We start from the raw sequence: 13390 nt of genomic DNA, 5'->3' as shown, positions 1-13390 counted from the left end.
AGGGATGAACATGTCCGGTAAGTTGAAAATATCCCTTGGCATCCTGAGCGCCGGAATGGTGATCTGTGGCCTGATCGCGCTAGGCATGCCTGAATCCGATTCGATGGATCACACAGCGCATCAAGCGGTTCAAGAAATCGGAAGCAACACCATCAAGACCAAATCTTACCAGAATGTGAAGACAGCTTCGGCATCAAGTACGGTTGGATCTGGTTCGGAGACGGTTACGGCGAACACAGCTGAAGAGCAAGCCGCGCTTCAGAAGATGAAGCTGGTGACTCAGAATGCATCATTAATGCTCTACGTGAATGAAGAGACGGCAGAGATTGCGGTCAAGGATAAGCGAGACGGATATATCTGGTTCTCCAATCCCGCAGATCGGGATCAAGATCCGATCGCTTCACCGCTTTACAAATCAGAGATGTCAGCTCAGCTGCTCGTCGCTTATTACAATAGCAAAGGGCAGATCAATACCTTCAATAGCTTCGATGACAGTGTCAATAAGAAGCAATTCAAGATCACGAACGTAGATAATGGCGTCAAAATTGCCTATCAGCTGGGGAAAATCTCGAAGTCCTTCGCGAACATCCCGCAGAAGATCAGCAAGCAGCGGTTCGATGAGATGATTCTAAGCAAGCTGCCGGATCAAGATGCTCGCGATTCGATGACGTTTAAATTCAAGCTCGATGAGCAGACCCAAATCTATGAAGTTCGTAAATTGAAAGATTTCGTCGCGGAAGAGATCTCTGCGAAGCTTACCGAAATTGGCTATACGAATGAAGAGGCTGCAAAAGACAATGCAGAGAATGGGGTCACGGAAGCAGCTGCTGATGATGGTCCTCAGTTTACGATACCACTCGAGTATGTGTTGGACGGTGATGAGCTCGTCGCTCGCGTACCAAGTAAGGAAATTCAATTTGCCAAGACGTATCCGATTGCAACCTTGCAAGTGCTCAAATACTTTGGCGCTGCAGGTAAGAACAAGCAAGGCTACATGTTCGTGCCGGATGGTTCGGGTGCACTGATTCATTTGAATAACAACAAGAAGAACACGGAAGCGTACGACATGCCTGTCTATGGGCCAGATGGTACGTTCGATGTGAAAGAGCGGATTCAGACCAATGAAGTCACACGCATGCCGGTCTTTGGGATGAAGCAGAACGATCATGCGATGATCGGTATCATTGAAGCAGGCGATGCCTTGTCTAGTATTACCGCAGATATTGGCGGACGAAATGATTCCTATAATACGGTCGCAAGCAAATTCAGCTTGGTATCAATGGATTTCTACACGTTGACATCGGGTACGAAGTCAAGTTCTGTGCCGATGTTCCAGACGAAGCCATATGCAGGCGACTATACGGTCCGTTACGGATTCTTGTCTGGCAGCCAATCCGATTATTCCGGGATGGCAGGAACGTACCGTGATTATTTGGTGAAGAAGTATGACCTGAAGAAGTTAGATGCAAAGCCGGAAGCACCGATGGTACTGGAAGTGGAAGGCGCATTCCAGAAGCAGAAGTCGTTCCTTGGCGTGCCATATCAATCAACGGAGTCTTTAACGACATTCGATGAGGCGCGTACGCTGCTAAGCACTTTGAAGGAAAAAGGCATACAGCAGGTGGACTTGCGTTATGTTGGCTGGTTCAATGGGGGCATCCGCCATACCTCACCGACTTCGGTTGGGGCTGTAGGAGCGCTAGGCGGTAATGGCGATTTCCGTAAGCTGGTCGATTATGCGAAGCAAGAGAACATCGGGCTGTATCCAGATGTTGCTTTTCAAGAGAAATATAAAGGCTCTTCGGATGCGGCGACCTTCTTAGATGGTCAGACTGCCCGGATTTATGAATACGATCCCGTGATGTACGTCAAGGACACACTCAAATTTTCGCATTATTTGTTATCGCCAGCGGTACTAGGGCAGACCGTGGATCGATTTGCTTCTAAATATGCATCGTATGATGTACCAGGCGTATCGTTACGCGATTTGGGTAATGAATTGCATTCGGATTTCGCGAAGGATCAGTCAGTGAACCGACAGGAAGCGCAGCAAATCGTCGTGGATCAAGTCGCTAAATTACAGCAGCAGACGAAAAATGTCATGGTGGATGGCGGGAACGTCTATACGCTTCCGAGTGTCAGCATGATCGTCAATGCACCGATTCGCAGCAGTCAGCTGAACATTACCGATGAAGATATTCCATTCTATCAAATGGCGCTTCACGGGTATGTGGATCTCGCAGGGGAGCCGATGAACGTACAGAATACGACAGATCCAAGAATTCCGTTGCTTCGTGCATTGGAGACAGGCTCGAATCTATTCTATCAGTGGTACGCGGCAGATGCCTCGGTCGTCAAAGACTCGGACTACAATGGGTTGTACGGTCTTCACGTTCAGGATTGGCTCGATCAAGCGGTCGCGAATTACCAAGAAGTAAAGTCGCATTTAGGTGCTGTCCGACATCAGACCATTACGGCTCACCGCAAGCTGGCGGATGGTGCGGTAGAGACTTCATATGAGAATGGAACCAAAGTGATCATTAATTATAACAACACGCCGATACAAGCCGAAGGTCATTCGATCGACGGGCTCGGCTATTGGGTAGGCGGTGAGTAACATGAAGAGAAAAAGTTTGACGTTAGAACAGAAAAAAGCTTGGTACGGCGTCTTATTCGCCTCGCCGCTCATTATCGGAATGATCATGCTCTTTTTGCTGCCGCTCATCCAGTCGTTTCGATTTAGCTTAAGCTCGATTCATATCGTAGAGAGTGGATTTGCGACGGAATATAAAGGATTCACGAACTACATCAGTTTGTTTACTTCGAATCCGGATTATCCTCGCAGCCTGACAGAATCGGTTGCCCATATGCTCGTGAACGTTCCGATCATTATTATTTTCAGCTTGTTCGCAGCAGTGCTGCTCAATCAGAAGTTCAGAGGGCGCTCTATTGCCCGGGCAATTTTCTTCCTGCCAGTTATTCTCGCTTCCAGTGCCATCGCGAATCTGGATATTAGCAGCTTCGTCGGCGGTACTGCTATGAGTGGAGGCGGGGACGGCGGGGCTAATCTGCTGCAGAACTTCGAGCTCAAGAAGATGCTGCTTGAATCTGGCATGGGACCTGCGATTGTGGACTACATTACAGGTGCAGTCGATCGGATCTACGAGATTATTAGCTCCTCGGGCGTGCAGATCCTGATCTTCCTAGCAGGTCTGCAGTCGATTTCGCCATCGCTCTATGAAGCATCGAAAATCGAGGGTGCAACAGGGTATGAGATTTTCTGGAAAGTGACTTTTCCAATGATGACGCCATTAATTCTAACGAACCTGGTCTACTCTATCATTGATTCGTTCAGCAGCAACAAGATCAATACACTGATTTCGCAGACCGCGTTTAAGACGTTTGATTTCGGGTTAAGTGCGGCGATGTCGTGGGTCTATTTTATCATCGTGGCGATCATCTTGTTCGTATCCACGGCATTGATCTCGAGGAAAGTGTTCTATTACGACTGATAAGGAGGGGCGAATATGAGAGTACAGGCGGCTCGAATGGGTGAATGGCTCAGTAGAAAAAGTCCGCAGGAAAAGGCGAAGCTTTGGACCTGGATTGCTGTTCGTACCTTATTGATCTTAGGTTTTTGTTATATTATTCTATTCCCGCTCTTCCTTCGGATTTCGGTAGCATTCCGGAGTAAGGTCGATATTTATGATCCGACCGTGTTATGGATTCCAAGGCACTTCACGCTAGAGAATTTGCAACTTGCGATTTCAGCAACCAAATATGGTTCAGCGCTGCTTAATACGTTCCTGATCTCGTCCACGACGACGATTATTCAACTCGCGACTTGCGCGTTAGCGGGTTATGCTTTTGCGCGGTTGAAATTTAAGGGCAGCGGAATCTTGTTCGCACTCGTTATATTCACGATTGTGGTTCCACCGCAGACGATTATGATTCCGCTCTACTTGACGTATCGTTACTTCGACTTATTCGGGATATTGAAATGGTTCACGGAGAAGGGGCATGTCAACCTGATTGATACATTCTGGCCGTTCCTGATCTCCTCAGGGACAGCCATGGGGCTGAAGAACGGACTATACATTTTTATCTTCCGTCAATTTTTCCGTGGGGTGCCGAAGGAGCTGGAAGAGGCATCGCTGGTGGATGGCGCAGGTATTTTCAAGACGTTCTACCGGATTATTCTGCCGAATGCTCTTCCAGCGATTGTCACAGTGCTGCTCTTCTCCTTCGTATGGCAGTGGAATGATAGCTATTATGTGTCCTTATTCCTAAGCAAGGTAAAGGTGCTCGCAACCCAATTGACAGATATGGGGCCGGCACTTGGTAAGGAACCGGATCCGGTCTATCAATCGATGCTGCTCAATACAGGCGTGCTGCTCATGATGGCGCCACTGATTGTATTATATTTGTTCGTTCAACGCTATTTCGTAGAAAGTGTGGAGCGTACGGGACTGGTAGGTTAGATAGAGAAGATGACGGGGGGGTTGACGATAAGTTAACCCTCTTAATAACGAATAGAAACGAGGACGATCGATGTCACAGTCCAAAACGGTACATATTATTTCCCATACACATTGGGATAGGGAATGGTATTTGCCCTATGAGAAGCATCATGTCCTGTTGATCAAGCTGATGGATACGTTGATGGAGACGTTAGAACGCGATGAGGATTATCGCAGTTTTCATCTGGATGGTCAGACGATCATCTTAGAGGATTATTTGCAGGTTCGACCGGAAATGAGGGAGAAGCTAGAACATTACATTCGAGAGGGACGCATTCATATTGGTCCTTGGTATATTCTGCAGGATGAATTCCTGACGAGCAGTGAAGCCAACGTTCGGAATTTGTTAATCGGGCATCGAGACGCCGCCGCTTATGGAACGATCTCGAAGCTTGGTTATTTCCCGGATTCCTTCGGCAATATGGGTCAGGCGCCTCAGATGCTGAAGCAAGCAGGTATTCACCATGCCGTGTTCGGGCGCGGGGTGAAGCCAACCGGATTTAATAATGAGGTCTCGGATGTTAGCGCATATGAATCGCCATATTCTGAGATGTGGTGGGAGTCGCCGGACGGCTCCAAGGTGCTTGGTATTTTATTCGCCAATTGGTACAGCAACGGGAATGAAGTGCCAGTGGATCCTGAAGCCGCGAAGACCTATTGGGATAAGAAAATTACGGATGTGGAGAAATATGCTTCAACGCCGCATTTGTTGTTCATGAACGGCTGTGATCATCAGCCTGTGCAAACGGATCTATCGGATGCAATGAAGACAGCAGAACAGCTGTATCCAGGCACAACCTTCTTGCATTCCAATTTCGATGACTATTTGCAAGAAGTGGAGCGAGCGCTCCCGGAGGATCTTTCAGTTATTCGCGGTGAGCTTCGCAGCCAGCATACAGACGGCTGGTCCACACTCGTGAACACCGCGTCATCGCGTATTTATATGAAGCAGAAGAACCAGGAAGGTCAGGCAGCTTTGGAAAAGGTTGCAGAGCCGCTCGCTACGATGGCGTATATGCTAGGTCATAGCTATCCGCACCATTTGTTCAATTATGCGTGGAAGACATTGATGCAGAATCATCCGCATGACAGCATCTGCGGGTGCAGTGTGGATGAAGTGCATGCTGAGATGATGACGCGCTTCGAGAAGAGCAGACATGTGGCGGAAGCGATTGCGGATGAGAGTCTTACAGCGATTTCCAGCCGTGTAGATACTTCGGCTTTTGCGGCATATGGATCGGATGTGGTTCCATTCTTAGTATCGAACACGACAGGTTGGGAACGCAGCGGCAGCTTAACAGTGGAGTTAGAAGTGAAGCGGATCTATTTCCGCAGCGGCATGGATTTTGGCAAGATGCGCCAAGAGGTAAAACAGTATAGCTTGGATGGATTCGTCTTGGTGGATTCGGAAGGTACTCAGATCCCATGTACGATCGAGGATCTGGGAATCCAATTCGGCTATGATCTACCGGAAGATCAGTTCAGACAGCCTTATTTCGCTAGGTCCGTACGCCTCACGTTCGAAGCGGTGGCGGTGCCGGCGCTTGGTTATCGAACGTATGGATTCGTACGCCAAGAAGGCACAACGCTAGGTACGGCTGCTGAATCGCTCATTACAGGATCGAATCAGATGGAAAATGACAAGCTAGTTGTTTCCGTTGCAGCAGACGGCACCTTGACGGTAACGGACAAATCTAGCGGAACAGTCTATTCCGGACTTGGTGTGTTAGAAGATACTGGGGATATCGGTAACGAATATATGTATCGGGAAGCGAATGGCGCAGCTCCGATTACAACCCGAGGATTACCTGCGGACATTCGTGTTGCAGTAGATACACCGTATCGCGCATCAATTGAAATTGTATATGAGTTGGAAATCCCCATATCTGCGGATGAAATGCTCGAGATGGAACAGCGGGAAATCGTCTGGTTCACGGGCCGTCGCGCAGGCCGTTCGAGCCGCGTGACGACGATGCGTATCGTTACGCATGTATCACTGGATCGCCATGGCGAAGGCGTCGAGGTCACTTGCTCGTTCAACAATCAGGCGAAGGATCATCGTCTGCGGATGTTGTTCCCAACAGGGCTTCAAGTTGGCAGTCATTATGCGGACTCCATCTTCGAAGTGCCGGAACGCAGCAATGCACCTGCCGAGGAATGGAAGAATCCGAGCAATTGCCATCATCAGCAAGCATTCGTAACGGTTGCAGGCGAGGAAGCGGGGCTCACGATTGCGAACCAAGGATTGAATGAATATGAAGTCATTCCAGGTGAAGCGGGAGATGACACGATTGCCGTGACATTGCTTCGCGCGGTAGGCGAGCTTGGCGATTGGGGGTATTTCCCGACACCAGAGGCCCAGTGTCTTGGTGAACATACGGTGAAGCTAAGCATTATCCCATTTGCTGGCTCCGTGACGAGTCGTACGGATGCGGATCCACGTCAAGATGCGTTTGCGTCGATTGTCCAGGCACATCAATTCCAAGTGCCATGGTCCACGCAGCAGACAGAAGTGCATGAAGGCAGCTTGCCTGCGATGCACAGCTTTGCGGTTTGGGAAGGACAGTCACTTGCATTCTCGACGATGAAAGTGGCGGAAGCGAGCGGCGATGTCATAATGCGCTGGTATAATGTATCGACGGATGTTCAAGCGTTGAATGTGACGCTTCGTACGGACGACGAAATCGTGGTCCATCGCAGTGATATTCTAGAACGTCAGCTGGAGCGATTGGTGCAAGCTGAGGATGGAGCGCTTACGGCGCCGGTTCGACCGGCTGAGATTGTGACGCTCAGCTTTGCCAAGCTGGATTAGCAGAGAGTAGTTACAACTTAGAAGGTGAGAGGATAACTTAAAGTCTCTCATCTTCTTTTTTGTTTGGGTATGGATTATTAGCTCGTCGCCCGCACGAATCGTCCGAATAACTGCTAAAAAGCAGTTAATAAGCTCGTCACACGCTCAAATCGCCCAAATAACTGCAAAAAAGCAGTTAATTAACTCGCCAATGTTTAGGAGGAAGCTTCGAGAGGTAGCAAGTTTCGTTCGGGCAGAATTGTATGATACGATAGAAGGAAATTTACCCGAAGAATGATAGAGGAAGGTGCCCTTATGCCCTTTACATTCGCTCACCCTTACTATGCCTATCCCTTAAAATATATCAAACCGAAATACTTCAGCCTAACAGGCCTTGTCCTCGGAAGCATGGCGCCCGATTTCGAATATTTCCTGATGCTGGAACCTTACAGCTGGATCGGTCATTCGATGGCCGGGCTATTCTTCGAAGCCCTCCCGTTATGTACATTACTCGCCCTGATCTTTCATTATATCGTGAAAGATGCCCTCGTGATCCATCTGCCGGCGAAATGGCAGTTAGATCAGCGAGCCTACCATATCCGAGGAGCTTGGAGCTTGCGAGGATCGCTAGCGTGGCTGATCTTCCTTGGATCGGTGGTGGTCGGTTTCATAACGCATGTCTTGATCGATGCGTTTACCCATGTTGGCGGTTATTTTGTCGTACGATATGCGATGTTGCGGGAATCGGTCATATGGAACATACCCGTCTATAAAATTCTTCAGCACAGCCTCTCGTTGCTAGGGCTAATTGTTATCGGCTATGTCATCTTGAGTAACCTATATCGGAGCAATCCGAACAATTCACGTGTAGCACCTTATGTGACGAAGAAGCAGAAGCTTCAATACTGGATCTTCGTCATTGCGATCGCTCTAGCCGTTACATGTATCAAGTTGTTGTTTACGTCAAGCCAGAACCGGCTAGGGATCCTCGTCGTTGCACCGATTTCAGGCTTTTGTGTAGGGCTAATTGTAGCATCGATAAGATCGAAGTTCACCAGACCGATCTGTCAATAAAATGAGAGGGGTTCCATATATGTCCAATGCCAACAACAACATTTCCAGACTTTACGCACCGATAACAGACGAAGAAATCATCGCAATCGCGAAGGATGCCTTGGGATCGGATTGTTGTGTACAGCATATTTCTCTCCTCAAGGGAGGGCTGTTTAATACGACGTATTTTTTTGAAACCGAAGCACCAGTGGGAAAGTGGGTTTTGCGACTCGCGCCGCAAGACCTTAAGCATTTGTACTCTTTTGAGAAGCAGATGATGGCAGTCGAGCCTCATATCTACAACCTGCTTCAGGCGGAGAACATTCCAAGCTCTCACGTTATTCGTTATGATGATTCGGGTCGCTGGATCTCAAGACCTTATTTACTAATCGAGTTTATTGATAGTATCCAGTTGAACGACCCGTCGATTACACCGGAGGAATATACTAGGCTGAAGGAAGAGCTAGGCCGATATACACGTCAAATACATGGGATTACATCAGATCGTTTTGGATGGCCACAGCGGGATGGAACGGTTCGCGGATATACGTCTTGGAGTAGGATGTTGATGGAGCTTAGCGCTGAAGTAGCTGAGAAATGCAGGGCACATCAGGTGTTTGAAGAAAAAGTCTTGAATGAATTTACATCCATTTTCAGCGCGAATTGTGAGCTTTTTGACGAGATTAAAGTGCCGTCCCTTGTACATAATGATCTATGGGATCCGAATGTTCTAGTTCGTCGGGATGAAGATGGCGAGCTGCATATTGCTGCACTGATTGATGCGGATCGGGCCGTCTATGCCGACCGTGAGTATGAATTCATCCTTTATGAAAATCACGCAAGTTTTATGAAAGGCTACGGATATGAACTTTCAATGGACCTCCGTCCTCGTGCACGGCGCACCGCCTATCAAATGATGTTATCTTTTTTATGCACTTTTGTTTATGAAGTTCAGCTTGTATTACCTGAGAGCGTCGTATGGTGCAAGCAAGATGCACTGCATCAATTAAAAGCTTTTCATGAGATCTGGGGCGAAGCAGCGATGGAGGAATGAGCTAATCCTATCGAATTCCGTTGTTGCTGAAGAGAGAGTCCATCTGTTTGTGCGATGGGCTTTTTTGGGGGATACACTAGGAGAACATGTTCCAAGTACAGGAAAAGAAGCTTGAGCGATCAGGCTTCTTTTTTCTGTCGCCGTTCCGTTCCGTCAACTATCCATGATTCCAGATCCGGAGTTCGGGAACTTCCTCGGTCTCGTAGCACATCCGCTCTAATCGTTTCATATCAAGAAGATAGATATATTTCTCGCGAATATCGATCAGCCCTTCGTTCTGGAAGTCACTGAGCGTCTTGGAGATGGATTCACGTGTATTGCCGACCATACTCGCGAGCAGGGCATGATTGAATTTCATATCAATCTTGTAAGCGCCATCGGCCTGCTTTCCGAAATTATAATAGAGATCCAGAATTAAGTTGGCGATCTTCGTACGGACATCGAGGAAAGTCAAGTAACGAATCATACGGTTCAGAACGCGGACGCGAGCGAACATTATTTGATAGGCTCTGAGCAGAACAGAAGGATAACGATGAACGATATCTAAGAAATCCTGCTTCGTGATATGCCATGCAACAACAGGCTCTAGCGCTTCGACGGAAGAGACGCGGTATGTGTCACCAGTTAATGCTTCGGCTTCTCCAATGATATCGCCAGGGAGATGAATCCCAATGACGATTTCCCTGCCGTCATGAATCCGGTAGACTTTCACTTTGCCGGTTCGGAGAATGAAGATGCCCTCGTTCTGGTCGTTCTCGAACATGAATACATGATTCTTCTTATATTTACGTTCTCGCAGCAGGGGAGCAATTTGGTGTAGTTCGTCGACGGGGACTTCGGAGAAAATGGGAACCTCTGTCATTTCAATCATTGCAGCAGATCCTTTCCGTAGGAATGTACTAAGAATACTAGAGTCGAATCGGGTTCACTATTCATTATTATAGCAGATTTCATCTTCGATTGAATGTGCAGTTCCTTCTTGACCACTTTCAGCCTGCATGTGTATACTTTGAAATGACAAATGTTCTCTATAGTATTACATTTGTTCACATTTCATCGATATTCAAAAGGGGAGAGTGATTTTTTTGAAATTGAAAATGAAAGCGAAAACAATTCTATTAACGGGGGCATTATCTACGGTATTTGCCGCATCGGCCTTCGCGGCTCCGTTGCATCCTGTCGTACATAATGATTGGATGCAGCAGAAGAAGATTATCAACGGTTTTGATCAAGGAGGACTATTGCTTGAGCGTAGTGTATCCCTTGGGGAAGCGGTTGCTCTTATCGCTAGAGGTACAGGAGCTGAGGTTGCACAGCCGCAAGGCTATTGGGCAACGAATTATTTGACTTGGGCTTATAGCAAAGGGGCTATTACGAAGGACGAGAAAGCAAATGATAGAAGCTTCCCTCCTGCAGATAGATTAACGGCAATCGCAAAAAAACTTGGTCTTGAACTGCAATTGCCAGCTGGCGAGCAAGTGACTCGCGGCGATTTCGTGCAAGCGCTTGGTGATGCGTTAACGGAACATATCACGATTGCGCATACGAATGATGTGCATGGACATATTCAAGAGAATAGCAAAGATAAAGAGTTCGGTTATGCCAAGATTGCTACGCTTGTAAAAGAATGGCGTGAAGAGAATAAGAACTTCCTCTTAATGGATGCGGGTGATACGTTCCAAGGAACAATCTACACGAACCAATTTAAAGGTGAATCGATTCTTCCGATTCTTAATTCGCTAGGTTATGGCGCGATGGCAGCGGGGAACCATGAGTTTGATTTTGGATATGAGCAATTGCTCAAGCTCCGTGATCAGCTCAAGTACCCAATGATCAATGCGAATGTATACAAAGCGGATGGTACAAATCTACTTGTCCCTACATATACAACAGAGGTCGGCGGACAGAAAATCGCATTTATCGGATTTGTAACGGAAGAGACGCCAATTGTTACACACCCGAATAATGTTATTGGCTTGACGTTCAAAGATCCTGTGGACATTGCGAAGAAACTCGTTCCTGAAATGAAAGAAAAAGCGGACCGTGTCATCATCCTCTCCCATATCGGTGTTGAGAAAGACCGCGAGATCGCGAAAAATGTATCGGGGATCGACTTAATTATTGGTGGTCACTCCCATACGCCGCTTCGCACACCTGAAGTTGTCAATGGTACGTATATCGTACAAGACTGGGAGTACGGAAAGTCGCTAGGACGCGTGGATCTATATTACTATAACAAAGATTTGGTAGGGTTCAGCGGCGGATTGGTAGAGTATGATGAGTCTGTCAAAGCAGATCCAGAAATTGATAAATTAGTTCAAGAAGTCGTGAAGAAAGTCGATACAGCGATGGGTGCTGTCATTGGGAAGACTGATGTCGACCTGCATGGTGAGCGAGGCGAAGTTCGCGCAGTAGAGACGAATCTAGGCAACTTCATTGCGGATGCCATTATAGCGAAGACGAAGACGATCAAAGGCCACGAAGCCGATGTAGCGCTTGTGAATGGCGGCGGGATCCGTGCGAGTAAGAAAGCCGGAGATCTGACGAAGAAGGATCTCTACTCGATTCTACCGTTCCCGAATACATTAACCATTGTCAAAGCAACAGGTGCGGATATCAAGGCCGCTCTTGAAGTATCGGTCAAAGGCGTGGAGAAGAAAGATGACTTACCAGGTTCGTTCTTGCAAATCGGCGGCATGTCCTATGTCTATGACGTGACGAAGCCGGTTGGCGAGCGCGTACTAGAAGTGAAAGTCGGAGGTCAACCGATTGACCCAGCGAAGACGTACACGGTAGCGACGAATGACTTCATCACATCGGGCGGAGACGGCTATTCGATGCTGAAGAAGGATGAAGTCTTGAACACAGGCTACACCTTCTACGATGTCGTAGAAGAGTATTTGCAGAATGTGAAAGTCATTAACCCTAAAGTCGAAAATCGTATTGTTGAGAAAAAATAGATGGTAGAAAAGGAACTGGCCTCGTGCCAGTTTCTTTTTTGTGAACAGGTGTTGCATGAAATAGCATTGCTAGGGGATCTATGGTACATTAATAAAAAATGTGCGATAAATCGAGTGGGGGACGTATGTTACATAAATTTGGCTTCTCACAATACGAGAGTAAGGTCTATGAAGCGCTGGTATCCAGCTTGCAGCCGATGGATGCCACAATGATCGTGAAGGTATCCGGCGTACCCAAAGCAAAAATATATGAAGTCATATCCAGATTGATTGAGAAAGGGATGGTGCTGGAATCCATCTCGGAGAAGAAAAAGCTGTATTTCGCATTAGCATTGCCGCTCGTCATCGAGAAGTTGACCGCGGAATTCCAATCGGATCTGGAGGAGCTAGAGGCACGAGCAACACCCAAAGCGTTCATCGACGACCAAGTGTGGAGTCTTAAGGCGAATTCCTCTATCGAGCCTCAGCTGGGCCAGGTGCTGCAGGAGGCAACGAAGTCCATTCGATTCTCGGCTTGGAAAGACGATATTGCGAAATACATGCCTTTACTTGAAGCGAAGGAACGGGAAGGCGTGACCGTCGAGGTGCATGTCGTTGGCGAGGTGGAGTCTAACTTGACCAATTTAGCATACTTTGTGCCGAGCAAAGAACATGTAACTTTGGAGCGCTTCCGGTTGTTGATTGTGGATGATCGTGAGATGATCTTCGCTGGCGTTGAGCAGCGGGAATGGCATGCGATTAAGACGAAGTCTCAGCCGCTCGTACGTGTGTTTACAGAATTTTTCAACCATGATGTGCTTCTTACAGTCATTACCTCCAAGTATATTAATGTGTTCATGGAGGACGAGGATATTATGAACCGATTGATGCAGTTGAAATATTAGCCAATGCCTATGTGAATACAGGAAGACGGATAGAGCGCGAATCTATCCGTCTTTTTTTGTTTCAAATTTGGGGTTGATTCGAAATAGATATTAGGTTACTATTGCGGTAGTAACTTTTTGCGTTGTTC

General features: G+C 47.5%; 9 protein-coding genes. 8 read left to right on the top strand and 1 reads right to left on the bottom strand.

The window, feature by feature from the left end:
- The first annotated feature begins 10 nt into the window (after positions 1–10).
- The 6 genes from AC3WU2_RS12720 (at position 11) to AC3WU2_RS12695 (ending at position 9418) form a co-directional block, all read left to right on the top strand.
- Positions 11–2617, top strand: coding sequence for a DUF5696 domain-containing protein (locus AC3WU2_RS12720; protein WP_492454563.1), 2607 nt, complete (start codon positions 11–13; stop codon positions 2615–2617).
- Position 2618: 1 nt separating this feature from the next.
- Positions 2619–3512 carry a carbohydrate ABC transporter permease gene (locus AC3WU2_RS12715; RefSeq protein ID WP_492454561.1) on the top strand — a complete coding sequence of 298 codons (894 nt, stop codon included), beginning with the start codon at positions 2619–2621 and terminating at the stop codon, positions 3510–3512.
- A 15-nt stretch (positions 3513–3527) separates the two neighbouring features.
- Positions 3528–4481, top strand: coding sequence for a carbohydrate ABC transporter permease (locus AC3WU2_RS12710; RefSeq protein WP_018754989.1), 954 nt, complete (start codon positions 3528–3530; stop codon positions 4479–4481).
- A gap of 70 nt (positions 4482–4551) precedes the next feature.
- Entirely contained in the window at positions 4552–7332 is a 2781-nt protein-coding gene (locus tag AC3WU2_RS12705; RefSeq protein WP_492454559.1) for an alpha-mannosidase, read from the top strand.
- Positions 7333–7626: 294 nt separating this feature from the next.
- Positions 7627–8385 (top strand): DUF4184 family protein, encoded by a 759-nt coding sequence (locus AC3WU2_RS12700; RefSeq protein ID WP_492454557.1) that lies wholly within the window; start codon positions 7627–7629, stop codon positions 8383–8385.
- 19 nt (positions 8386–8404) lie between these two features.
- A complete protein-coding gene (locus tag AC3WU2_RS12695) occupies positions 8405–9418 on the top strand; it encodes a phosphotransferase (protein WP_492454555.1) in 1014 nt (337 codons plus the stop codon).
- A gap of 157 nt (positions 9419–9575) precedes the next feature.
- Here the strand turns inward: AC3WU2_RS12695 and AC3WU2_RS12690 are convergent, their stop codons facing one another.
- Positions 9576–10289: a Crp/Fnr family transcriptional regulator gene (locus AC3WU2_RS12690; protein WP_492454553.1), complete on the bottom strand. Its 714-nt coding sequence runs from the start codon at positions 10287–10289 to the stop codon at positions 9576–9578.
- Between the two features lie 226 nt (positions 10290–10515).
- Here AC3WU2_RS12690 and AC3WU2_RS12685 point away from each other — a divergent pair, with 226 nt between their 5' ends.
- Together AC3WU2_RS12685 and AC3WU2_RS12680 are read left to right on the top strand one after the other, a co-directional pair.
- A complete protein-coding gene (locus tag AC3WU2_RS12685) occupies positions 10516–12378 on the top strand; it encodes a bifunctional metallophosphatase/5'-nucleotidase (protein WP_492454733.1) in 1863 nt (620 codons plus the stop codon).
- A gap of 125 nt (positions 12379–12503) precedes the next feature.
- A complete protein-coding gene (locus tag AC3WU2_RS12680) occupies positions 12504–13262 on the top strand; it encodes a TrmB family transcriptional regulator (protein ID WP_018754995.1) in 759 nt (252 codons plus the stop codon).
- The last annotated feature ends 128 nt before the right edge of the window (positions 13263–13390 follow it).

It is taken from the genome of Paenibacillus sp. EB106-05-06-XG162 (genome assembly GCF_058791655.1).
Note: the sequence above shows the minus strand (reverse complement) of the source record. Positions and strands in the feature narration are given on the sequence as shown.